The 21,957-nt window shown below is 62.8% G+C and carries 20 protein-coding genes and 2 pseudogenes; 11 read left to right on the plus strand and 11 right to left on the minus strand.

What is annotated here, in order from left to right; genetic code table 11:
* The first annotated feature begins 115 nt into the window (after window positions 1-115).
* Window positions 116-315 (plus strand): annotated as a pseudogene (locus AB8Z38_RS02520) (cold-shock protein).
* A 123-nt stretch (window positions 316-438) separates the two neighbouring features.
* On the opposite strand, the gene AB8Z38_RS02525 reads toward AB8Z38_RS02520, so the two are convergent.
* From AB8Z38_RS02525 to AB8Z38_RS02535, 3 genes are read right to left on the minus strand one after another with little or no spacing between them, the layout of a single operon-like run.
* Entirely contained in the window at window positions 439-1,497 is a 1,059-nt protein-coding gene (locus tag AB8Z38_RS02525; RefSeq protein ID WP_369722965.1) for a helicase-related protein, read from the minus strand.
* Window positions 1,494-2,279, minus strand: a complete 786-nt coding sequence (locus AB8Z38_RS02530) for an ATP-binding protein (RefSeq protein ID WP_369722966.1) — start codon at window positions 2,277-2,279, stop codon at window positions 1,494-1,496. Before AB8Z38_RS02530 ends, AB8Z38_RS02525 begins: the two co-directional genes overlap by 4 nt.
* Window positions 2,279-2,803, minus strand: coding sequence for a DNA cytosine methyltransferase (locus tag AB8Z38_RS02535; RefSeq protein WP_369722967.1), 525 nt, complete (start codon window positions 2,801-2,803; stop codon window positions 2,279-2,281). The genes AB8Z38_RS02530 and AB8Z38_RS02535 overlap by 1 nt, the downstream gene beginning before the upstream one ends.
* A gap of 1,259 nt (window positions 2,804-4,062) precedes the next feature.
* Here AB8Z38_RS02535 and AB8Z38_RS02540 point away from each other — a divergent pair.
* Both AB8Z38_RS02540 and AB8Z38_RS02545 read left to right on the plus strand, forming a co-directional pair.
* Window positions 4,063-4,872, plus strand: a complete 810-nt coding sequence (locus tag AB8Z38_RS02540) for a rhomboid family intramembrane serine protease (protein ID WP_369722968.1) — start codon at window positions 4,063-4,065, stop codon at window positions 4,870-4,872.
* Window positions 4,873-5,060: 188 nt separating this feature from the next.
* Entirely contained in the window at window positions 5,061-5,489 is a 429-nt protein-coding gene (locus tag AB8Z38_RS02545; protein ID WP_369722969.1) for a CBS domain-containing protein, read from the plus strand.
* 3 nt (window positions 5,490-5,492) lie between these two features.
* Here the strand turns inward: AB8Z38_RS02545 and AB8Z38_RS02550 are convergent, their stop codons facing one another.
* Window positions 5,493-6,524, minus strand: coding sequence for a patatin-like phospholipase family protein (locus AB8Z38_RS02550; RefSeq protein ID WP_369722970.1), 1,032 nt, complete (start codon window positions 6,522-6,524; stop codon window positions 5,493-5,495).
* A 232-nt stretch (window positions 6,525-6,756) separates the two neighbouring features.
* On the opposite strand from AB8Z38_RS02550, the gene AB8Z38_RS02555 reads away from it, so the two are divergent.
* Entirely contained in the window at window positions 6,757-7,854 is a 1,098-nt protein-coding gene (locus tag AB8Z38_RS02555; protein ID WP_369722971.1) for a hypothetical protein, read from the plus strand.
* A 338-nt stretch (window positions 7,855-8,192) separates the two neighbouring features.
* Window positions 8,193-8,387: a hypothetical protein gene (locus AB8Z38_RS02560; RefSeq protein WP_369722973.1), complete on the plus strand. Its 195-nt coding sequence runs from the start codon at window positions 8,193-8,195 to the stop codon at window positions 8,385-8,387.
* Between the two features lie 836 nt (window positions 8,388-9,223).
* On the opposite strand, the gene AB8Z38_RS02565 is transcribed toward AB8Z38_RS02560, so the two are convergent.
* The 3 genes from AB8Z38_RS02565 to thrS form a co-directional block, all read right to left on the minus strand.
* Entirely contained in the window at window positions 9,224-10,492 is a 1,269-nt protein-coding gene (locus AB8Z38_RS02565; RefSeq protein WP_369722974.1) for a serine hydrolase domain-containing protein, read from the minus strand.
* A gap of 63 nt (window positions 10,493-10,555) precedes the next feature.
* The gene (locus AB8Z38_RS02570) at window positions 10,556-11,119 is read right to left on the minus strand and encodes a nitroreductase (RefSeq protein WP_369722975.1); all 564 of its coding nucleotides are present in this window, start codon (window positions 11,117-11,119) and stop codon (window positions 10,556-10,558) included.
* 93 nt (window positions 11,120-11,212) lie between these two features.
* Window positions 11,213-13,255, minus strand: coding sequence for a threonine--tRNA ligase (thrS, locus tag AB8Z38_RS02575; protein WP_369722976.1), 2,043 nt, complete (start codon window positions 13,253-13,255; stop codon window positions 11,213-11,215).
* Between the two features lie 316 nt (window positions 13,256-13,571).
* Here thrS and AB8Z38_RS02580 point away from each other — a divergent pair, with 316 nt between their 5' ends.
* Window positions 13,572-13,961 (plus strand): hypothetical protein, encoded by a 390-nt coding sequence (locus AB8Z38_RS02580; RefSeq protein WP_369722978.1) that lies wholly within the window; start codon window positions 13,572-13,574, stop codon window positions 13,959-13,961.
* Window positions 13,962-14,049: 88 nt separating this feature from the next.
* On the opposite strand, the gene AB8Z38_RS02585 is transcribed toward AB8Z38_RS02580, so the two are convergent.
* The gene (locus AB8Z38_RS02585) at window positions 14,050-15,336 is read right to left on the minus strand and encodes an alpha/beta hydrolase (protein ID WP_369722980.1); all 1,287 of its coding nucleotides are present in this window, start codon (window positions 15,334-15,336) and stop codon (window positions 14,050-14,052) included.
* A 362-nt stretch (window positions 15,337-15,698) separates the two neighbouring features.
* Here AB8Z38_RS02585 and AB8Z38_RS02590 point away from each other — a divergent pair, with 362 nt between their 5' ends.
* A complete protein-coding gene (locus tag AB8Z38_RS02590; protein WP_369722981.1) occupies window positions 15,699-17,066 on the plus strand; it encodes an APC family permease in 1,368 nt (455 codons plus the stop codon).
* Between the two features lie 2 nt (window positions 17,067-17,068).
* Window positions 17,069-18,283 (plus strand): hypothetical protein, encoded by a 1,215-nt coding sequence (locus tag AB8Z38_RS02595; protein WP_369722982.1) that lies wholly within the window; start codon window positions 17,069-17,071, stop codon window positions 18,281-18,283.
* Here the strand turns inward: AB8Z38_RS02595 and AB8Z38_RS02600 are convergent, their stop codons facing one another.
* Window positions 18,284-18,496 (minus strand): hypothetical protein, encoded by a 213-nt coding sequence (locus AB8Z38_RS02600; RefSeq protein ID WP_369722984.1) that lies wholly within the window; start codon window positions 18,494-18,496, stop codon window positions 18,284-18,286. It abuts the gene before it with no gap.
* A gap of 94 nt (window positions 18,497-18,590) precedes the next feature.
* Entirely contained in the window at window positions 18,591-18,929 is a 339-nt protein-coding gene (gene yidD, locus AB8Z38_RS02605; protein ID WP_369722986.1) for a membrane protein insertion efficiency factor YidD, read from the minus strand.
* A 237-nt stretch (window positions 18,930-19,166) separates the two neighbouring features.
* On the opposite strand from yidD, the gene AB8Z38_RS02610 reads away from it, so the two are divergent.
* Entirely contained in the window at window positions 19,167-20,075 is a 909-nt protein-coding gene (locus tag AB8Z38_RS02610) for a hypothetical protein (RefSeq protein WP_369722988.1), read from the plus strand.
* A gap of 5 nt (window positions 20,076-20,080) precedes the next feature.
* Here AB8Z38_RS02610 and AB8Z38_RS02615 read toward each other — a convergent pair whose 3' ends face one another.
* Complete coding sequence (locus AB8Z38_RS02615) at window positions 20,081-20,536, minus strand: iron-sulfur cluster assembly scaffold protein (RefSeq protein ID WP_369722990.1); 456 nt, start codon at window positions 20,534-20,536, stop codon at window positions 20,081-20,083.
* 240 nt (window positions 20,537-20,776) lie between these two features.
* On the opposite strand from AB8Z38_RS02615, the gene folE reads away from it, so the two are divergent.
* A complete protein-coding gene (gene folE, locus AB8Z38_RS02620; RefSeq protein ID WP_369722992.1) occupies window positions 20,777-21,466 on the plus strand; it encodes a GTP cyclohydrolase I FolE in 690 nt (229 codons plus the stop codon).
* A 29-nt stretch (window positions 21,467-21,495) separates the two neighbouring features.
* Window positions 21,496-21,917, plus strand: a pseudogene (hisI, locus tag AB8Z38_RS02625) (phosphoribosyl-AMP cyclohydrolase).
* Window positions 21,918-21,957 lie beyond the last annotated feature (40 nt).

Genomic DNA, 21,957 nt, shown 5'->3' on the forward strand with positions numbered 1-21,957 from the left:
AACTCCACTTACCGACCTGTTCAAATTTGCGGAGCCGGCTCTTTTGCTTGCCCGCTCCTGCGCCCTCGACCTAGGCTGTTGCCATTATTCAACCGGAGGCGGACGTGCCGACAGCATTGTGAAGTGGTTCAACGCGACCAAGGGATTTGGTTTCATCCAGCCCGATGACGACGGCCAAGATGTTTTCGTGCATATCAGCGCAGTAGAGCGCGCTGGTGTATCGGGCTTGGCTGAGGGGCAGAAGGTATTCTTACGAGATTCCAAATGGATCGGAAGCGCGGCAAGAGCAGCGCGGAGAATCTAAGGGTTGGCTAGCGATCATGGCCTGTCGGCATGAAATGAAATCGGATTTCCTACGCTGCCCTGCGAACATCAAGATGTGGTGCCTTACAAAGCATAGCCTCAGAGAGTGAGGCGATCACGCACTAAGCGGGCTGTTTAACCCGCTGCCACAATCGCCTTGAGGCTTTCGAGAGCCTGCGCCGTCCCGGTGTCGGCCGCGTCGAGATTGTACATCACAAGGAGCTCAACAGGCGCAGTGCGGCCAAGCTGTTGAAATCTTCCGTAGACCTGCTCCAGGGTAGATCTCGTCTGTGGCAAATCATAAAGTATGACGGTGTCAACTTGGGGGAGAGCAACACCTTCGGTCATGGTCGCTACGGTGGCAATCAATACGCCACCTTCCGCCCCGAAGCATTCAATTCCTTGACGTCTCTCATCGACGCTCATCGATCCGTGAAGAATGATGCTTCCAAACCCCAGCTCCTCCAATTGTGCCTGGAGATAGAATAAGGTCGAACGGAATTCAGTAAGGACTACCAGTCTAAACCGAAGCGCGCTCGTGGCCCGAATCGCTGAAAACTTTTCGAGAAAGGCTTCGAGTTTGGAGTCTCCTGGTAAGCAATCGATCTCCATTAAGCAGTCGTCCAAGGCCTTAGCCAATTCCTTGTCTGACGACGCTGACGGGATGGGGGTGTCACCATCTTCGTCGGTCGTCTCGGGCGAACTAGGTTGGAGCAGTCCCGACGCGAATCGGTCGCGGAGCCGACGCACAGTTCCCTCCAACGCAGATGGGCTCGAAGCTAACGACCTTCGAAAGATTGTAACGATAGACGGCGCGTTAATTGTCTTGGGAATTCTCGCTGCAAGCTCCTCGACCACAAATTCGCGCACGAATTGGTCTGCTGCACTTTCGTGAAATTCGATAAGCTCAACGAGGTTCCTTATTCGTGTAAATAGCGCCTTGCCGGTGTGGTCTACGGCCATCGATCGATGCCAAGTGGTCGTCTCGACCTCATCGCCGCCGAACAAATGCGTGTATCCATGGCGTCGTAAAAGCGCGATCGCGTCTCGGACGATCGTTTCGGGCGGAATAACGAGAAGCTGTTGCTTTTCCGGGATGATGCGATTGATGCGATGAAATAGCTCCGAGACTGGGTCAAGCTCGCGTGAGACACTTGGGTCATCGAGCACCCGGAGCTGAGCGAAACCAGTCATTTCCGCTTTCCATTCCATGCTGGTAATCGCAAGGGCAGCGCGGCGACGGTCGCCGCCTGGCCCGCATGCCGCACTCGTTCCGAAGGCAGCTCGCGGGTTGAAGGATGCGCGGTTTGAAACGGGTCCCAGGCCTTTATCGGACGTCCGTTGAGAATGATCGCAAGCTTGGTTGCATCACCGTTGATGAACCGATGAAAGACCATGCCGAGGTGAGCCCGGATATCCTCAAGACGAAGATAGAAGGCCTCTTTTCCGAGTCCTGACAGGCCGCCCAGCGAGTCCATCCGATCCCACAGGACCAGCGTGCCATGTTCAAGCTCGAGCAGCTTGGCGACGAAGGGGTGCTGCGGCATGGGCGCCGGAACAGTCGCGAACCATCCACGCTTTGCTATCTCATCGACATCCAGGACCAGAGCCGATGTCTTGCTGGCTGTTCTGCTGATGATTGTAAGCTGACGGCACTGTGATAATGACGCCGTCTTCAGCCCCAGACCGAACCTGCCCAGATCACTGGCGGCACGCGTGGCGGATGGACCCATGCCGCCGAGGCGCAACGCCTCGGCCAGTGTTGCACGGTTCATCCCATTGCCGTTGTCGAACAGAGCGACCTCGGGATGGCCGTCGTTCCACTCGATTGCAAGTTCGATGGTTGCGGACTCTGCCGCAATGCTGTTGTCGATCAGGTCGGCGATGGCCGTTTCTGGTGAATAACCCAGTCCTCTGAGAGACTCTATCAGAGCTGCTGCCGACGGAGTGATTTCGACGGGCCGCTCCTTAGCCATCAGGCAACCTGACGATCGCTGGAGCTGTCCAGGTTCTTGGCAGCGTGGTCCAGCTGTTCACGCAGGACTCGGGCAACGGCAAGGCCAAGCAGAGGAGGCACTGCATTTCCGATCTGTCGGAAGGCCGCGTTCATCGCGCCTGCGAAGACGAACCCGTCCGGGAAGGACTGCAGACGTGCGGCTTCGCGCACGGAAATGGTCCGGCATTGCTGGCTGTCATAGTGGATGTGCGAATAGGTATCCTTGCCCATGTGAGCCGTCAGGGTCCGTGACGGCTTGGCAGGATCAACCTTCCACCACTTGTTTGGAAATTTCTCGGGATCGTAGGGCGGCACCATTTTGGCTCGAAGATCACGATAGGTCGCAGAGTTCTTGTGAATGCTGGTCAGGCGCTTTTTGCGCAGGGCCTGCTCGAACATTTCTTCGGCGATCCTTTTCGCCTGGGGATAGTCCGCGCCGTGATGCATGGCTTCAAAGATGGGAAAGTCGCGGGGCGTGAGACGCACAAGGTGCCCGTCAGTCATGGTCCCCGCGGCGAAGCCTTTCCACTCCCGCATCGCGCGGGCGTATGGCCGATCCGCGCTCGGTGATCGCAGAGGACGATGGCGAAGGGATACCAGAAGCCCAGATTGCGCGCGTACTCGAAAGAGGTGGACGACTGGACCAACAGGGTTCGGGCAGGGGGCGTGGCTTGGCAATCGCCCAGGATGTCCGAAGCAACAACCCCGATTCCAACGGCTGACATTCCTGCCCCCTGTCGTTGATCCCACTACGACAGATGTGGCGATCACGTTTGTGATTTGGAGCCAATGTCTTGGGAATATGCGCCACTCATTCCAGCGAGCGTAAACATGGTGCTGGCCCGCTGCCAAAAGCTTGGCAGCGCGGTATGTCGCGAGGCAAGAGGGGTACCCATCTTCGGAGCGCCAGCCCCCCAGTAACCCAAACATCCTCACTACGGTGTCGACGCGCTCCCCGCCTAACGCGGTAGACGGAGGCGCGGCCAATGCGCACTCCTTAGCCATTGGAGATTCACGATGCTGCCACGCTGCACATCGAGAAGCGCTTCGCGGCATCGTTCGTTTGGACACACGCGCTGCTCACCGCGCAGATGTTGCTGGCGGGGTAGGCCAATTTGCCGCCTAGTTGCGAAGCGTTGGTAGCGAAAGGCGTACAGGGCGTCTTTCGCGCTGCCCGCGCTAGGCGCGCCCCGGCCGAAAACGCGCGCCAGCGGAGTCCCTAACCCAATTGCGGTGCGGTTTGGCACGACGTCAAACGGCCATTTACAGGGCGGCAATTGCCTTATTGGTTCACCACCTCAATAAGGCGCGACCAAATAGATGAGTCGACACAATGGCTTGCAGGTTGGGGTCGCCTTTGCGTCGTTAACGTTAAATTAACGATGCGCTTTGCGTGGCCTGCACGCCTGCTATGGTGATCGCGGTCGCAAGCTTCGCCGCTTTCTTCCAGGTTTCCGGCGAGGCCTGTACACGGGCGTCAAACAGTTTGGTCACTGGCCGCGGGGAGGGGTGGGGATACTCCTTATTCCTCTAAGCATGATCCGGAAAAGTTTTTCCGGAAGGATCATGCTCAAACGACAACCTGAAGCGCGGTGAGGCGCTTGAGGTGCCGGGAAGATCGACACGGACAGGCAGGGCTCTCCAAGGCCCTGCCTTTTCCTTTGTGCACTTGCACTGGGTGGGTAAAGGCGACTATCTCCAAGGTCGGTCGTAAAGGCCTGTCGTTAAGATCGTTGCTCCGATCGCCCCTGAAAGCGCAGCCCTTGGATTCCCCGCCACAACCTCCGTCGGACGAACCGGTCTCAATCGAGCGGGCTCCACCGCGCGAGCCGATCCTGACGCTGCCGCTGGCGCTGACCGCCTATGTCGTCCTGCTCGCGCTGGTCCACCTGCGGGTGCTGCTGCCGCCGGAGCTCGAGAACTGGACCATCGACGTCTTCGGCTTCATCCCGAAGCGTTACGATTCCTCGCTCGCCAATTTGCAGATTCCCGGCGGCGCCGGCGCCAAGGTCTGGAGCTTCTTCACCTATTCGCTGCTGCACGCCAATCTCACCCATCTTGCCTTCAACGTGCTGTGGCTTTTGCCGTTCGGCAGTGCATTGGCACGACGGTTTGGCCCGGTGCGGTTCTTCCTGTTCCTGGCGGTAACGGCCGTCGCCGGCGCGCTCGCCCACCTTGTCACCCATGAGCATGCGGTGGTGCCGATGATCGGCGCCTCGGCCTCCGTCTCTGGCGCGATGGCGGCGGCGATCCGGTTTGCTTTCGTGCGCGGCAGCTTTCTGTCGTTCAGCCGGTCGGATGCCGATACCGCCGCCAAGGTTCCGGCGCTGCCGCTGCTGCGCGCGCTGCGCGACAGGCGGATCGTCGGCTTCCTCGTGGTGTGGTTCGCCCTCAACATCATCTTCGGCGTCGGGGCAATCGGCGTCGATAGCGAAAGCGCGGGCGTGGCGTGGGAAGCGCATATCGGCGGCTTCTTCGCAGGGCTGTTGCTGTTCGCGCTGTTCGATCCGGTGCCGCGTGTGCGAAGCGATGCTGCGGATGCGTCATCACAGGACATTTCAAACGGTATTTGAAGCGGCGCTTGCGGCGCGGCCCGATTTCATCCATCATTCTCGTGAAGAATGTTCCGAAGCGACAAGCCGCTAGCGGCTTTGTCTCGCACGACGCCTGAGCGTGAAACCGGCGCCGAAACTGTTACTTGAAGACTCGCGAACAAGTCCGGACCGCGAAACGCGGACGGGTCCGATTCAGGGAGGCGACAATGACGGTACGTTCGATTCTCAACACCAAGGGCCACCAGATCATGAGCGTCGAGCCCGACGCGAAGCTGGCTGCCGCAGTCAAGCTGCTCGGTGAGAAGAAGATCGGCGCCGTGCTGGTGATGAACCAGAGCAGGCTCGAGGGCATCCTGTCCGAACGCGACATCGTCCGCGTCATCGGCGAGCGCGGCGCGACCGCGCTGGAGGAGCCCGTCAGCCAAGTCATGACCCGTAAGGTCGTGAGCTGCAGGGAGACCGACACGGTCGCCGAGCTGATGGAGATGATGACCACCGGCAAGTTCCGCCATCTGCCAGTGGTCGAGAACGGCAAGGTGGTCGGCCTGATCTCGATCGGTGACATCGTGAAATGGCGCGTCCAGGAATACGAGGCCGAGCAGGAAGCCCTGCGCGATTACATCAAGACGGCCTGATCCTCACTCGGTCGCTTTCGGCGCGGCACCCTCGGGCGGCGGCGCCAGCACGTGGATCGCTTCCTGAATCAGATCCAGCGCGCGCTCGGCGGCGCGGGCTCCGAGCGCGATGAGGTCATCGGCGCGGTGGAAGTCGAACCAGCCGAACTGGCCGACCCGCGGCGTGATCAGCAGGTCGGGCGGATCGCCGGCGAGCCGGGCGCGGGTGATGCGGTCTTGCATGATGTTGAAAGCGTCCACCATCACCGAGGAGAGCCCGGGACGATCGCCACCGCCGCCGAAGAACTCGCGCTTCACGGTCTTCTCCGCCGAGAAGAATCTCGGAAAGCGCCGTTTGGCCGTCGTCTCTTCGGCTGCAGGAACCGCCGGCTCGGGCGCCGGGCCGTGCGAATAGACCGTGGTGGAATAGGTGAAGATGTCGCTGGAAAGATTTGCAGCGATGACGATTTCCGCGCCGAGCGCGCGCGCAGCCGAGACCGGCACCGGGTTCACCAGCGCGCCGTCGACTAGCCAGCGGTCGCCGATCAGGATCGGGGAAAAGATGCCGGGCAGCGCGTAGGAGGCCCGCATCGCGTCGACAATGCGGCCGCGCGTCAGCCAGATCTCATGGCCAGTGCGGACCTCGGTCGCCACCGCGGCGAATTTCACCGGAAGATCCTCGATCAGGGTCTGGCCGATCGACTCCTGGAGGCGGGTCGCGAGCTTTTCGCCGCCGATCAGGCCGGAGCCATTGAGGCGGATGTCGAGATAGCCGAGGATGTTGCGCACACCTTGCAGGCTGCGACCCCAGTCTTGGAGCGTATCGAGCTGGCCGGCCGCATAGGCACCGCCGACCACGGCGCCGATGGAGGTGCCGACCACGACATCAGGCACGATGCCGTTGGCGAGCAGGGTCCTCACGATCCCGATATGGGCAAAGCCGCGCGCCGCTCCGCCGCCGAGCGCCAGGCCAATGACCGGCCGGCGGATGCTGCCGAGCCCGACCTTCTCGCCACTGGAGCCGTTTGCGCTCCGACCCTTCAATATGTCCAGCACCGAAACTCTCCTACGCCGGGCCAGCCCTGAGACTAGGCAGCGGACTTGCACTCCGCCACAACCCGGGCGAAGCATGGTTTATGCCGCTTTGGAAAGCGCGCGGGGCGGGAGTATGGCAGTCGATGCTTGCCTGCGGACTAATCACGCAGGCGTCAACGAGGTTCCAAATGTCCGTATTCCCTGGGGCCACTGAGGCTTGAATTTGCCGCGTTTTCAGTGAAAAGCAGGTGACATGACACTCGGGGGTGACGGCATCATCGGATGGCGGCGCAGCGCATCGCTGCTGCCGGGGCTAATCGTGGCCGTGTGCCTCCTCACCCTCGGCCAATTTACCCTCGGCCAAGGCGCTGCGCAGGCGCAGCTTTTCTCGGATCGCCCACCGCCGGTGCCGCCGGCTTCAGTGCCCGACCCCGGCGGCGCCGTCAGCCTGGCGCCGCCCTCCGGGCTGGGGTCTGCGCCCCCGAGCCTGCCGCCGACCCTGATGCAGCCGGCTTCCCCCACCATTCCTCCGGCGCTGACCACCGTGCCGCCGGTCGCGCCGCTCAATGCGGCGGTGCCCGGACAGGCCGTGCTGTCGCTCACCGCGAAATACGGCAAGGACACCCCTCCGATCACCAGCGGCCTGGTCTGGCGGGTGTTTGCCGACCGGCCCGACGAGAACGGCACTTTCAAGCTGGTCCGCGAGGACCGCAACGCCACGCCCAACATCGTGCTGCCGCCCGGCAATTACGTCGTGCACGTCGCCTTCGGCCTCGTCAGCGCGGTGCGCACCGTCAGCCTGAAGGCCGAGACCGACCGCGAATCCTTTGTGCTGCCGGCCGGCGGCCTGCGCATCGAGGGCCGGGTCGGCACCAGCCGCATTCCGCTGAACCAGATCTCGTTCGCGATCTACAAGGGCAGCCAGTTCAGATCCGGCGAGCGTGCCTCGCTGGTGCCCAATGTCGCCGCCGGCGACGTCGTGCTGCTGCCGGAGGGCACCTATTACATCATCTCCAATTACGGCGATCCGGCCAGCCTGGCGAACTCGGTGGTGCGTTCGGACATCCGTGTCCAGGCCGGCAAGCTCACCGATGTCATCGTCACCCACCGCGCCGCGGTGATCACGCTCAAGCTCGTCAGCGACAAGGGCGGCGAGGCGCTCGCCAACACCGCCTGGTCGGTGCTGACACCGGGCGGCGACGTCATCAAGGAATCGATCGGCGCCTTCCCGCGCGTCGTGCTCGCCGAAGGCGAATACCGCGCCGTCGCCAAGAACGAGGGCAAGGTCTATGAGCGCGGCTTCAACGTCGTCAACGGCGTCGACGGCGAGGTCGAAGTCGTCGCGCGCTAGTCAACTCGGACGGCGCTGTCAGTTCGGCTCTCTCGCACAGCTCCGCCACCGTTCGGCACGTGTGATCCGGAACATTGTACCGCACTTCCCATCGCGCGCACGAAAAGCGAGTTAGAGCACCTCTGTCAGCGCTACCAAGCGTCTCGGAGAGATCTCCGCTACACCAGCGGCGGCGGCTTATTCCCGAACCACCGCGACTTCGTCATGACCGGTGCAACATACTTATTTCCGATCATCAATTTCATTCTCTTTCCGTCCTGCTGCGTTATATGTCGGGTCTCCTATAACGGGGCATGCCGGTGCGAGACCGGCAAGGAGCAGGGGACCAAGCGGTCGGCATGTTCGAAGTGATCCTCACCAGGCGCAAGCGCTTTGGCTGGCGATGGCAGGTGTGCGACCAGTCCGGCAAGATATTCGCCGATGGTTTCGAGCGCACCCGGCCGTCGGCCAAATATCATGGCGACCGTGCGTTGTTCTTCCTGTTGTCGCAGGCCTATCTGCGCAATCGCTCCGCCGCGTCGAGCGAGGACTAGCGGCCTCCGTCGGTTCCGTAGAGCCAATTTGGTGGTCAGGCTACAAACCATTGCGTTGCCCGACGGGCAAAACATCCCGGCGCTAGGTCAACACACGTCGTCAAAAATATTCCGCTTTACCGAAATTCGGAAACGGCGTATCTGTCGCCGCGACCCGGCCCAAGGAAGAGGGGCGTATCGCGATCGTCACGAACGCGGGCCGGGCGGCGGTGGACGTAAGCCACATCGGCGCGAAGGTGATCGCAGGGCGGGCAACCGTGAGCGAAGCGCATCGCGCGCACGACCGGTGTGGTTCGCGTACGGCAAAATCGTGTGGTCCTGGCGCCCGGGGTCTGTGCGCCAAGTCTTGCGGTGATGTGGCGGCCCAACCGGGCACGCATGTCAGTCAGCCGTGAGGCGACGGGGGCAATAGTGCATCGCTCCCCGGGGAGAGCGCGACATAAGCCGTCAAACCACTGCGCAGGGAAGGCCGTGTGTTGGGCTTCACCTGTATGCCGCTGTGCAGATTTCCTACTGCAACTTCGCACAGTGGACCGCGGGTGCCAGCCGGCACCCGGTCTTCCCTGCGCCCTCTTTCATTTGAGGGTAAGGCGACGAAGCAAGACTCGGGCGAATGCGCCGCGAGAATGCGAAGGTGCGTCTGCAATTGAAAATGCGCGCTGCAGAAGCGACGTCGATGCTCCTTGCTCCGTCATTGCGAGCGCAGCGAAGCAATCTAGAAATGCATCTGCGGAAAGACTCTTGATTGCTTCGCTACGCTCGCAATGACGATGTTGAAGCAGTTGCGCGAGATATGTCCCCACCTTCGCCGGAACGACGCCGAGGGCCAGCACGTCTCACGGGTGGCGTAGCTCCGGCGGAAAGGTGTCATAGACCAGGGCCTTGAACGCCGGCGTGATCCGCCCGCGCTCATTCTGGGTCTGCTGCATCAAGATGTAGACCATGTCGAGCTTTGGATCGACGCCGAAATACGTTCCGCTGCCGCTGTCCCACTTCAACTCCCCGATCGAGCCCGGCGGCGGCGGCTTCGCATCGCCGGGATCGGTGCGCACCGCAAGGCCGTAGCCATAGCCAAAGCCGTCGCCAGGAAAATAGAAATAGTCGCGGCCGACGCCGGAGCCTGGTCCGATCTGGTCGGTCGTCATGTCCTTGAAGGCGGCCGGACTGAGGTAGCGCTTGCCGTCGAACTCCCCGCCATTGAGCAGCATTTGCGAAAAGCGCTGATAGTCGGTCATGGTCGAGAGCAGGCCGCCGCCGCCGGATTGCCATTCCGGATGGGCGAGACGTTCGCGCTCAGCGTCGAGCAGGATCTGGTCACTCGGCAGCGGCCGCGCCATGCGCTCGAGTTCATCAGGCGTTGTCAGCACGAATTTGGTGCTGGTCATCCCGAGCGGATCGAAAATGCGCTGCTTCAGCGCGTCGTAGAGCGTCTGGCCGGTGATGATCTCGATGACGCTGCCAAGCACGTCGGTGGAATGCCCGTAGCGCCACAGCGTCCCGGGTTGGCGCGCCAGCGGCAGCTTGGCGACGCGCTCGGCGAATACCTTGTTGTCGAATTGACCCGCGAAGATGTCGGCTTCCTTGTAGGCGAGCTCGACCCATTTGCCGCCGATATAGTCGTAGCTGATGCCCGAGGTGTGCCGCATCAGGTCCCTGATGGTCACGGGATGGATCGGCGGCACGAGGTCGAGCGCCAGGGAGCCGTCGGGCTTGGTGATTTCGAGTCCGACCTTCGTGTCCGCGAAGAGAGGGATGTATTTCGAAACGGGGTCAGTGAGCGCAAGCTTGCCTTCGTCGATCAGCATCATCGCAGCCAGGCTGGTGATCGGCTTGGTCATGGAATGGATCGCGAAGATCGTGTCCGGCGTCATCGACAGGCGGGTCCGGACGTCGCGGACGCCGAACATCTTGAAATAAACCGGCTTGCCGTGCTGCTGGATCAGGACGATGGCGCCCGGCAAACGGCCGGTGGTGACCTCGTTCTCGAAGAACGAGGTGACGCGTTGCAGCTTGTCGGCCGCCGGCGCGGGAATGTCGACGGCGCGGCTCCGCGCCATCGTGCCGGCCAGCATCGCCGCCCCGACCAGAAATTCACGACGCTTCATCCGGACTTCCTCCCTCGTCGGGAACAAAGCCGCAAGACGTCAGGGGCGTCAACAAGACTTCGATTAAAAGCGCGTCACGATCTCAGACAGCACCGGTCGCGGGCGGTCCTCGCTCGGCTTGGTCGGCGTGCCCATATGGACGAAGCCGGCAAGCTTCTCGTCCGGCTTGAGGCCAAGCCCGTCCAGCACATCGCGGTCGAAGGAAAACCAGCCGGTCAGCCAGCAGGCGCCGTAGCCGAGCGCGGTCGCGGCCGTCACGATGTTCATGACGCTCGCGCCCGCGGACAATTCCTGCTCCCACGCCGGCACCTTCGGATGCGGCCGGGTGAAGCTGACGATGCCGATCACCAGCGGCGCGTCGGTGAGGCGCTTGCGCTCGACCTCGACATCGGCCGCGGGCGCACCGGGATTCTTCCGGGCAAACACCTTCGCGATCACCTCGCCGGCGCGCATCCGGGCGTCGCCCTCAAAGATGATGAAGCGCCAGGGCGCAAGCTTGCCGTGGTCGGGCACGCGCGCGCCGATGGTCAAGATGGTTTCGAGCTCGGCCGGCGAGGGGCCGGGCCCGGTCATGTCGCGCGGCTTGATCGAGCGGCGGGTCTTCAGGAGTTCGATGGCGTCGGGCACTGGGGCTTCCTCTTCGGCTGGTCGTCGGGCGTGCACGCCCCAGATAGGAATGCACGCCCGCAACCGAAACCGAGTTTAGACCGATTTCAGGGATCAGGCCCGCTCGCGCATCCGCCGGACATCCGGCGGGGTGGCCTCGTCGACCAGCGCGGCGATCGCCTCGGCCGTCGGCATTACCTTCTGCCCGTCACTGCCGAGCCGGCGGACCGAGACCGAGTGCGTCTCGGCTTCCTTCTTGCCGACCACGAGCAGCGCCGGGATCTTTGCCAGCGAGTGCTCGCGGACCTTATAGTTGATCTTTTCGTTGCGCAGGTCGATCTCGACCCGAAGCCCGGCCCGACGCGCGGCTTCCATAACCTGCTTGGCGTACTCGTCGCCTTCCGAGGTGATGGTCGTGACCACCGCCTGCACCGGCGAGAGCCAGAGCGGGAAGTTGCCGGCATAGTGCTCGATCAGGATGCCGATGTAGCGCTCCATCGAGCCGCAGATCGCGCGGTGCACCATCACCGGCGGTTTCTTGCTGCCGTCGTGGTCGATGTAGAACGCACCGAACCGTTCCGGCAGGTTGAAGTCGACCTGCGTGGTGCCGCACTGCCAGTCACGCCCGATGGCGTCGCGCAGCACATATTCGAACTTCGGCCCGTAGAACGCGCCCTCGCCCGGATTGATCTCGGTCTTGATGTGATTGTTCTGCGACTGGATCTCGCGCAGCACCGTCGCCATCACGCGTTCGGCGTGATCCCACATCGCATCGGTGCCGACGCGCCTCTCCGGCCGGGTCGACAGCTTCACGGTAAGCTCGCCCGTGAAGCCGAAGTCCGCATAGGTCGACAGGATGAGGTCGTTGATCTTCAGGCACTCGTCAGCGAGCTGATCCTCGGTGCAGAAGATATGCGCGTCGTCCTGGGTGAAGCCGCGCACGCGCATCAGCCCGTGCATGGCGCCGGAGGGCTCGTAACGATGCACCACGCCGAATTCGGCGAGCCGCAAGGGCAGGTCGCGATAGCTCTTCAGGCCGTGCTTGAAGATCTGAACGTGGCCCGGGCAGTTCATCGGCTTCAGCGCGAACCAGCGCTTGTCCTCGGCCTCGTCGCCGGCGGACTGCGCCGCGAACATGTTCTCGCGATACCAGCCCCAATGGCCGGACGTCTCCCACAGCGACTTGTCGAGGATCTGCGGCGCGTTGACCTCGCTGTAATCGCCGGTCAGGCGACGGCGCATATAGGCGATCAGTTGCTGGAAGATGGTCCAGCCCTTGGGGTGCCAGAACACGACGCCCGGACCTTCCTCCTGGAAATGGAAGAGGTCGAGCTCGCGCCCGAGCTTGCGGTGGTCGCGTTTCTCGGCTTCCTCGATCTGCTTGAGGTAAGCGTCGAGATCCTCCTGCTTGGCGAACGCCGTCCCGTAGATGCGCGTCAGCATCGGGTTGTTGCTATCGCCACGCCAATAGGCGCCGGCCACCTTCATCAATTTGAAGGCGTTGCCGACCTTGCCGGTCGAGGTCATGTGCGGGCCGCGGCAGAGATCGAACCAGTCGCCCTGATAATAGATCTTGATCGGTTCGTTGCCGGGAATGGCATCGACCAGCTCGACCTTGAAGGCTTCGCCCTTGTCGCGGAACACCTGTTTGGTCTTCTCGCGATCCCAAACCTCTTTCGTGAAAGGCTTGTCGCGCGCGATGAGCTCGCGCATCTTCTTCTCGATCGCGGCAAAGTCTTCCGGGGTGAACGGCTCGTTGCGAAAGAAATCGTAGTAGAAGCCGTTCTCGATCACGGGTCCGATGGTGACCTGGGTGCCCGGCCACAGCATCTGCACGGCCTCCGCCAGCACGTGGGCGCAGTCGTGGCGGATCAGCTCCAGCGCGCGCGGATCGTCGCGGTTCACCAGCTCGATCTTCGCGTCGTTCTCGATGGCATCGTTGAGGTCGGCGAGCTCGCCGTCCAGCGCCATCGCCACCGTGCGTTTGGCCAGCGACGGCGAGATGCCCTTGGCGATCTCCATCCCGGTCGTGCTCTTGGGGTATTCGCGCCGGGCGCCGTCGGGGAAGGTGAGGGTGATCTTTTCGGGCGGGGTCACGGGTCTCAAATTGCTGAGGCTGTACTGGAAGCCGGATTCGGACTTGGGCTGGTCGGTCATGTCTTTTCTCCTGAGGCTCACTCCTGCGAACGAGCGCAGGTAAGCGGGAACGAGCGATATATCAGGCGATTCGGCCTGTGCAATCCGGCAATTCCAAGAAAGCGGCCGCCACAGGCCGGTGTCTTGCACCAACTATTTCGCATGGCGGCCCTCAAGTCGCGGTCTTGTCGTGCTGGAGCTGGTCCTGGCGGTCCTGGCCCCGGCCGGCCGCTGCCGCTCCGGCCTGAGGCCAGCGTCTCCCCTGCGCAAGGCGCTTGGCAAACCGCCGGAGACAGCGCTAGAAGCCAGTCATGGGGACCAAAGAGAGTTGACTGAGATGAGGATCATTCTGGCGGTTGCTGCGGTGCTCTATTCAGCCTCCGCGCTTGCACAAACCGATAAGCCACCGATGGTGGGGGACAAGCCGCTGATGCAGGTCAAGCCCAAGGGGACCAAGGGCACCAAGGAGGCCGCCGCCAAGCCGGCCGCTGCCGCGCCGAAGGGCAAGCCGCAGTCGATCGCGGTGCGGCTCCAGGCCTGCCTGGACCTCGATGACGGTACCAAGGACCGCCTCAATTGCTACGACGCGGTGATCCCGCCGGCGCCGAAGCCGAAGCCCCCGAAGGCCAAGGGCGTCGCCGATTGTCGCCTCTTCAAGGAAGAGGACGAGCGGCTGGCCTGCTTCAACGGCTTTGCCGAGAGCATTCCCAAGCTGCCGAAGACTTGAGCGACAACAATCGAGGATCACGCGCTGCGCGTCTGCGTGATCCTATCTGAACGACGTCGTCATTGGAGCGCTGGACGCAACCGCCAAACTAGCGGCCCGATACCGATGATGTGGTGGCGGCAACGCGCGTGAGCGCCAGGGCCGGCGTCGCCGACATCTTCACCAGCACATCCTTGAGCGGATATTGCGTCCATGCGCGGTTGACGTAGTCGCGATGGGTAATGCCGTCGCCGGTTTCGACGAACACCACGCTGCCAGGATGTAGCGGCCCATCCATCTCTTCGGAGACGCTGATGCCCTTCTGCCGCAGCATGCTCATCAGCTCGCGGTCGCGCCGCGCGGTGTAATGGGTATAGGAGCTGACGAAAAAGCCGGAACGGTGGCTCTCGATCCAGGAGGCGAACTTGTCCATTTCGCCATAGACCGCATCGAGTAGAACGACGCCGCGAACGCGGTCGCTGATGCCGCCGACCTCGAGGCTCCAGGCGGTCGGCAGGAAGCCGCCGCTGTAGCCGACGATCACGATCGGCATATCGGCGAAGGCGCGCGCATTGTTGGGATCGCCGGTGAGGCGGGCCAGATGCTCGGCCGATTCCGTCATGAAGCGCTTGAGGCCGCCCGGCTGCCAGAACTTGCCGGCGCTGGAATCTGCGGCGTCGACCGCCATCTGCGGTGCGAGGAGCACGGCATTGGCGCCGGAATCGCTGATCTGCTGCGGCACCAGTTGCCGGTCGCGCACGTCCCGCTCCAGCGTCGCCCCATTGCCATGGAAGAACACCACGATGACGCCCGGCTTGCGCACGTCGAAATGTTCGGGAACGTGCATCAGCACGCGGCTGTCATTGTAGGTCTCGTCCTGCCAGAACACGCGACCGGAATAGCTGCGGTGGCCGCGGCGGTCGCCCTTTGAGATGTTGAGGAAGGGCGCGTCGGAAGCCGGGTTGTTGCCGAAATACGGGAAGGCGGACGACTTCATGCTGACGAGGGTGGTCAGGTCTTCGCGCGGCGGACGCTGATAGGGGACCTGCGGCGCGAGCGAGGCGACCTTGTAGGGTGCCTGCTGGGGCTGCTGCTGCACGGCGCGCTTGGGCGAGAAGTCCGACATCTGCCGTTGCAGCAAGCTCTCGCTCGCGGCGGGGAAGCGCTCCCTGAATTGCGGAGCAGGGAAGCGATCCTCGAACGTATCGCTGCTCGCGACTTGCGAATTGGTCTTGGCGACGACCTGAACGTTGGCTTGTGAGTTCGCGGCGAGCGCCGCCGGATTGGGCGAATTGCCGCATTGAACCAGCATCAGCGAGATCGGCACCAAGGCTGAGATCAGGGTGAACCGGAGCGCACGACCGCGTCGACCGGACCTCGTCCGATCAGCACGCATGTCAGCTCTCACGTTAGCAACGGCCCCGACCATCCACCCATGACCCCAAGCCATGAACCCAAAGTCCAGCGGCAATCTTTAAGCAAATTGAACCGACTGGCATTTAGGCGGCGTTAAGTGTCCGGACAAACTTCCCCACATCCGGAACGATCAAAAGGACCATGCAATCGTGTCGTGATTGTGGGGAAGGGGAACGGGATTCTCCGGGCTCTGGGAGTCTTATTGCTTAAGGGCGTCCACGCGCGGTGTTGTGGTACCTATTTCGTTTGCCTCATTTAACCCGTGTTAACCCTGCTTGAATTGACTGGACCAATCTGCACGATGCATCCCATCAGGCGCGATGCCTGAGCTTAAGGACCCCGATGACGGCATCAGATGCGGCAACCGTGCCCTGGACTGGCCGCTTGACCGGAGGCGGCTCCGGGGTCTCCGTTCTGGTCGCAACCGCCATCGTGGTCGCCGACATGATCGGGGTCGGCGTCTTCACCAGCCTCGGTTTTCAGGTCAAGGATATCCCGTCCGGCTTCTCGATCCTCCTGCTGTGGACCGTCGGCGGCATCGTCGCGCTGTGTGGGGTGTTCTCCTATAGCGAGCTGGGCGCGATGTTTCCGCGCTCGAGCGGCGAGTACAATTTCCTCGGCCGCGCCTACCATCCCGCCTTCGGCTTCCTCGCCGGTTGGGTTTCGGCGACGGTCGGTTTTGCCGCGCCGGTGGCACTCGCCGCCATGGCCTTCGGCGAATACGCCAAATCGGTCATTCCCGGCTTGCCGCCGATCCCGCTCGCCATCGGCGTGGTGTGGCTGGTCTCGCTCGTGCAGCTGACCGGCGTCAGGCACTCCGCGAGCTTCCAGCTGATCTCGACCATCCTGAAGGTCGTGCTGATCGTGGCCTTCCTGGTCGCCGGCTTCGTCATCGGCACGCCACAGCCGATCTCGTTTGCTCCGCAGGCCGGCGATCTCGCCCACGTCGTCAGCGCACCTTTCGCGATTGGGCTCGTCTTCGTGATGTACTCGTTCTCAGGCTGGAACGCCGCGACCTACATTATCGGCGAGATGAACACGCCGGAACGGAGTCTTCCGCGAGCGCTGCTTGCGGGGACGCTGATCGTGCTCGTGCTGTATGTCGCGCTCAATGCGGTGTTTTTGTACTCCACGCCGATCGGCGCGCTGGCCGGCCAGCTCGACGTCGCAAGCATCGCCGGCAGCGCCATCTTCGGCGGGATTGGCGGCAGGGTCGTCGGTGCGATGATCTGCGTCGGGCTGATCTCCTCGATCAGCGCGATGATGTGGATCGGCCCGCGCGTGATGATGACGATGGGGGAGGACATTCCGGCGCTTCGCGTGTTCTCGCGCAAGTCGACGAGGGGCGCGCCGGCCTATGCCATCCTGTTTCAGCTCGCGGTTTCGAACCTGCTGCTGTTCACGCGCAGTTTTGAGGCGGTGCTCGACTTCATCCAGTTTGCGCTGCTGTTCTGCTCGTTCTTCACGGTGGCCGGCGTCATCAAGCTGCGCATCAGCGATCCCGACCTGCCGCGGCCCTATCGCGCCTGGGGGTATCCGTTTACGCCGCTGGTTTTCCTGCTCGTGACCGCGTTCATGATGTACTACCTCTTGACCGAGCGGCCGGTGCAGTCGCTCATGGGAATGCTCGTGATGTTCTCGGGCCTGTTGATTTATGCTGTTTTCCGCGGGCGGCCGGTCGCCGCTGCCAATCCATTACATCGCGAATAGATATGTTCCGATCTCTGAGAATTGCGGCCGCCGCTATTGCGCTGCTGGCCGCGGCCATCTCCTCCGCGCGTGCTGCCGAGGTCACCTTCGACGACACCGCGCGCTTCCTTGCGGGCATGCAGCCTTCGGCGGATTCGCCGCTGGTGGCGCTCACGAGGGACCCGTCCTGGCAGCATCACGCAAGATTCTTCGATAGTGCTTTCGCCCAGCTCGAGCAGCGGCAATTGTCGAAGATCCGGATCTGGTCCGATGTCAACCTCGCCGCGCCCCGGCCGACCATGTTCTACATGTTCAGCGGCCCGGATTTTCTCTACGCCAATGCGTTCTACTCGAAGGCCAGCACCTATGTGCTCGGCGCGCTGGAGCCGGTCGGTGCAGTGCCTGACCTGTCCAGGCTGCCGCGCGGTTCGGTTGGTGCGGCGCTCTACAATGTCGAGCGCTCGCTCGGCTCGATCCTGAGCTTCTCCTTCTTCATCACCAAGCAGATGAAGGTCGACCTGCACGCCAACCAGGTCAACGGCACCTTGCCGATCCTCTATGTCTTCCTGGCGCGCTCCGGCAAGACCATCCGCAACGTCGAGATGGTCGCGGTCGACGACAAGGGCGGAATGCACACGGGCAGCGACAACCCGGGACCGAATGCCACCCGCGGCGTCCGCATCGTTTTTGCCGGGAGCGACGGTGAGGCGCGCACGCTGTATTATTTCTCGACCGATCTCTCGAATTCCGGCGCGCGCGCAGCCGGCTTCCTGAAGTTCTGCGAGACGCTCGGGCCCGGCAACAGCCTGATCAAGAGCGCGTCCTATCTGCTGCATGGCGGCAACTTCACCGTCGTTCGCGACTGGCTGCTCGCCAACAGCTCGAGCATCATCCAGGACGATTCCGGGATTCCGCTGGCGAACTACAATGCGCGGCAATGGCGGTTCTTCCCGTTCGGCCGCTATCTCGGGCCGATCAATGAATTCCCCGGCCGCTATCAGGAGCGATACGCGGAATTGTTCACGCGCGCGCAGCCGATCGATTTTGGCGTCGGCTATCGCTGGCGGATGCACGAATCGAATTTGCTGCTGTCGGTGAAGGTGCCGGGGAGCGAGATCGCGCCCACCGGGGAGACCACCTCGTCGGCCGAGCCGCCGCCGAAACCGCCACGCCCGAAACGGCCGCGTCCGCCCGAGCCGATCCCGCCGCCGCCGGGGCGCTTCTTCTGGTTTCGCTAGCTACCAGTGCACGCTCTGGCTTGGCACAATGAACGCGGTCGTGCTGACTGGCGTTGCAAAGCTCGTGGCGAGGTACCAGCCGGAGCCTAGGACGAGCACGAGCAGGGCGACCACGGCGACCATATCGATGGCTCTGGGATCGCAATCCCTCGGATTAAACCTGGGACGCGCACCAAGCCCGAGGTGAAGATGAGGGCTGATTTTCCAGCGCATTGTTGTTTCCTCCCTTAGGGAGCATCACAACAACGCGAGGCAACAATTCAGGTTCCGGTCAGAGCAGTGATGCGCAAAGCGCCGCAGCATGTGGCTAGGATGGGTTGACGCCGCGCCACCGAGCGTAACGCCAGGGCCGATACCAGCTTGCGCCTGGCGGTGCGGTGAAGGGCACGTTGTCGATTCCGGACGTGCCGAAGGGATTGCAGCGCAACAGGCGCGCCAGCGTCATCCAGCCGCCGGCCCAAAGTCCAAAGCGCTCGATCGCCTCGTCGCCATAAACGGAGCAAGTCGGCAGGTGCCGGCAGTTGTACCCGACCAGTGGCGAGAGAGTGTGGCGGTACAGCCAGATTAGCGCACGGCCGAATCTGCGCGGCAGTCGCAGCGTCTCGGCCATCGGACCGGAACCGTGCTCGCAGGTTGAGTGCTTCATGTGCGCTCTGCCGCCGTCCTGTGCGCCCCGATGTGCAGTTCCCGTGCAGGGAACTGCAAGCTGTTGTTCGTACGCCATATTTTGCCTGCTTTCACGGAGCAGTGCAGCAAGTACCTATGGACGATCTGTATTCCCCCGGATACCATTTTTGTGACGTCCGTGTGAGACTCAGGGAACATCGGGGCTTGCCTGAATCGGCTCAGACTTAACCGCTTGGGGCTTGGGGAAGGGACCAGTTTGAAACTTCTGAAGTCGCTTAATCTTCGCGGCTGGTTATTGGTGGGAACCGCCGCTTCTGGAGTCGTGCTGGCTGGCGCCGTCGCGACTTTCGGTTCGTCGGCCCGCGCCGGCGGCTCTCTCGAAGAGCGCAAGCTGCCGATGAAATTTTCCTGGGTCGCCTGCGAGCCCAACTGCCGCGGCTGGGTCAGCGCGGTCGGCATCATCACCACTGACACGCCGAAGGATTTCGACGATTTTGCTCGCGGGCGGCAGATCGGCGGCGCGACTGTCGTGCTCGACTCGAGTGGCGGTTCCGTCAACGACGCGATCACGCTCGGTCGGCGCTTTCGCAATCTCGGCCTTTTGACCACGGTCGGCATCACGCAGCAGAACCGCGGCGCACAAAGCGCCCGTCCTGCGGTCGCCTCGGACGCTTATTGCAGATCGATGTGCGTGTTCCTGCTGCTGGCCGGCAAGAAGCGCTACGTGCCGGAAGCCGCGCACGTCCGCGTTCACCAGATCTGGATGGGCGATCGCGCTGACGACGCCAGAGCGGCGAGCTACAGCGCGCAGGACCTGATGATTGTGGAGCGCGACATCGGCCGACTCGCCAAATACACCTTTGATATGGGTGGCTCTGGTGACTTGCTGTCGCTCGCGCTCAACGTGCCGCCGTGGGAAGACCTGCACGAGCTCGACACAACCGAGCTGAAGCTCACCAACCTCGTGACGACCGATCTGGTGACGGACGTGCTGCCGCATGTGGACGTCGCAGCGCCGGCGGTGGCGGACCTTGCGCCGAAGACGCAGGCAAGGTTCGGCGAGGAACCGGAGCAGAAGCAGCCTGCCAGGTCGACCAAGACGGCGGAAGCGATGGTACCTGTCGGAACTGCGCCGGTCGCGCCGGCATCGGCAGCGCAAAAGTAAAAGCTTCAACCCTGCGCCGCAGCCGGCTGCTTGGCCTTGGCCTCGATCTGGCCAATGGCATCGACCACGGCATCGAAGGTGAGAAGGGTCGAGGCGTGGCGCGCCTTGTAGTCGCGGACCGGCTCGAGGAACTTAATCTCCTCCCATTTGCCCTCGGGCGGCGCGCCATTCTCCTTCAGCATCTTGCGAACGGTTTCGCGTAACTCACGGAGTTCGCTCGCAGTCGAGCCGACAACGTGACTTGCCATAATGGATGAAGAGGCTTGCCCCAGCGCACAAGCCTTCACGTCGTGGGCGAAATCGGTGACCCTGTCCCCCTCCATCTTGAGATCGACCTTCACGGTCGAGCCGCACAGTTTGGAATGGGCCGTGGCACTAGCATCGGGGTCCGAAAGCCGACCGAGACGCGGAATATTGCCGGCCAGCTCGATGATGCGCTTGTTGTAGATGTCGTTCAGCATGTGATGGAGTCCAACGCTTCCGGGCGGGATCGGCCTTGGCGGGCGCCGTCCACGGTCCTATATAGGGGCGGAACAGGCGGAAAAACAGTCCAGCAGTCCGGCGGCGCTGATCCAGAAACACGCGGCGGCCGTTAGAGTTGTAGGGCTTTTCGCCGAGACTATTCTCTTCAGGCGTCCGGCGGGCTTGCCGCCACGTCTGCCGGTGACACTCCGGCCGTAAGGCCGTCGAACGGAGTCGACATGGACGCTACGATCAAATCCATCCGCCCCAGCAAGTCTTCCGACAAGCAGCCCGAGAGCCGCCCGGCAGAGCTTGATCCGTCCGAATTCCTCGCGGCCGCAGTCCGCGCCGATCAGCCCCGTCCGGCGCGCGCCGAGGCTGAGCAGGCGGTGAAGACGCTGCTCGCCTATATCGGCGAGAACACCCAGCGTGAGGGCCTGCTCGACACGCCCCGGCGCGTGGTCGAGGCGTTCGACGAGCTCTATCAGGGCTATCACCAGTGCCCGGCTGAGGTGCTCGACCGCACCTTCGGCGAGACGGCTGGCTATGACGATTTTGTGCTGGTGCGCGACATCGAATTCACCTCGCAGTGCGAGCATCACATGATGCCGTTCTACGGCAAGGCGCACATCGCCTATACGCCGGTGGAGCGTGTCGTCGGCCTGTCGAAGCTCGCGCGCCTGACCGATATCTTCGCCCGCAGGCTCCAGACCCAGGAGCATTTGACGGCGCAGATTGCAGCGGCGATCGACGAGGTCCTCAAACCCCGCGGCGTTGCGGTGCTGATCGAGGCCGAGCATACCTGCATGTCGGTGCGCGGGGTCGCCAAGCATGGCGCCTCGACGTTCACCAGCCGCTTCACCGGCATGTTCCGCGACAATCCGGCGGAGCAGGCCCGCTTCCTGTCCTTGGTGCGGGGCACGCGCTGACCTCGCGAACGCGTTTGGCGAGGATGACCGTGTCCGCTCACTCTCATGAGATCGAGGAAGGTCTAACTTTCCTTCCCAACTTCGATGCTGCCGGCCTCGTGACCTGCGTTGCGACCGACGTCGCCACCGGCGACGTGCTGATGGTCGCTCACATGAACAGCGAGGCGCTGCACAAGACCATTGCGACCGGGGAAGCCTGGTACTTCAGCCGTTCGCGCAACGTCTTGTGGCGAAAAGGTGAGACCTCGGGTCGGACTCAGCGCGTGGTCGAGATCCGCACCGATTGCGATCAGGACGCGGTCTGGCTTCGCGTCGAGCAGATCGGCGCGGCCTGCCACACCGGACGCCGGTCCTGCTTCTACCGCAAGATCGAGGCGGGGGGGGCGGCGCCAAGCTCGTCTTCGTCGATGCCGAGCGACTGTTCGATCCCAGCGACGTTTACAGGAAGTAGCAGCCATCATTCCGGGGCGTGCGAAGCGCGAGCCCGGAAT

Origin of the sequence: Bradyrhizobium sp. LLZ17 (assembly GCF_041200145.1) — a bacterium.
Lineage (GTDB): Bacteria > Pseudomonadota > Alphaproteobacteria > Rhizobiales > Xanthobacteraceae > Bradyrhizobium.

What these genes read in the sequence shown, in the direction of transcription:
- AB8Z38_RS02525 (WP_369722965.1), bottom strand. Translation starts at nt 1,497, where the DNA reads ATGACTGGTTTCGCTCAGCTCCGGGTGCTCGATGACCCAAGTGTCTCA.
- AB8Z38_RS02530 (WP_369722966.1), bottom strand. Translation starts at nt 2,279, where the DNA reads ATGGCTAAGGAGCGGCCCGTCGAAATCACTCCGTCGGCAGCAGCTCTG.
- AB8Z38_RS02535 (WP_369722967.1), bottom strand. Translation starts at nt 2,803, where the DNA reads ATGACTGACGGGCACCTTGTGCGTCTCACGCCCCGCGACTTTCCCATC.
- AB8Z38_RS02545 (WP_369722969.1), top strand. Translation starts at nt 5,061, where the DNA reads ATGACGGTACGTTCGATTCTCAACACCAAGGGCCACCAGATCATGAGC.
- AB8Z38_RS02555 (WP_369722971.1), top strand. Translation starts at nt 6,757, where the DNA reads ATGACACTCGGGGGTGACGGCATCATCGGATGGCGGCGCAGCGCATCG.
- AB8Z38_RS02560 (WP_369722973.1), top strand. Translation starts at nt 8,193, where the DNA reads ATGTTCGAAGTGATCCTCACCAGGCGCAAGCGCTTTGGCTGGCGATGG.
- AB8Z38_RS02565 (WP_369722974.1), bottom strand. Translation starts at nt 10,492, where the DNA reads ATGAAGCGTCGTGAATTTCTGGTCGGGGCGGCGATGCTGGCCGGCACG.
- thrS (WP_369722976.1), bottom strand. Translation starts at nt 13,255, where the DNA reads ATGACCGACCAGCCCAAGTCCGAATCCGGCTTCCAGTACAGCCTCAGC.
- AB8Z38_RS02580 (WP_369722978.1), top strand. Translation starts at nt 13,572, where the DNA reads ATGAGGATCATTCTGGCGGTTGCTGCGGTGCTCTATTCAGCCTCCGCG.
- AB8Z38_RS02585 (WP_369722980.1), bottom strand. Translation starts at nt 15,336, where the DNA reads ATGCGTGCTGATCGGACGAGGTCCGGTCGACGCGGTCGTGCGCTCCGG.
- AB8Z38_RS02590 (WP_369722981.1), top strand. Translation starts at nt 15,699, where the DNA reads ATGACGGCATCAGATGCGGCAACCGTGCCCTGGACTGGCCGCTTGACC.
- AB8Z38_RS02595 (WP_369722982.1), top strand. Translation starts at nt 17,069, where the DNA reads ATGTTCCGATCTCTGAGAATTGCGGCCGCCGCTATTGCGCTGCTGGCC.
- AB8Z38_RS02600 (WP_369722984.1), bottom strand. Translation starts at nt 18,496, where the DNA reads ATGCGCTGGAAAATCAGCCCTCATCTTCACCTCGGGCTTGGTGCGCGT.
- yidD (WP_369722986.1), bottom strand. Translation starts at nt 18,929, where the DNA reads ATGAAGCACTCAACCTGCGAGCACGGTTCCGGTCCGATGGCCGAGACG.
- AB8Z38_RS02615 (WP_369722990.1), bottom strand. Translation starts at nt 20,536, where the DNA reads ATGCTGAACGACATCTACAACAAGCGCATCATCGAGCTGGCCGGCAAT.
- folE (WP_369722992.1), top strand. Translation starts at nt 20,777, where the DNA reads ATGGACGCTACGATCAAATCCATCCGCCCCAGCAAGTCTTCCGACAAG.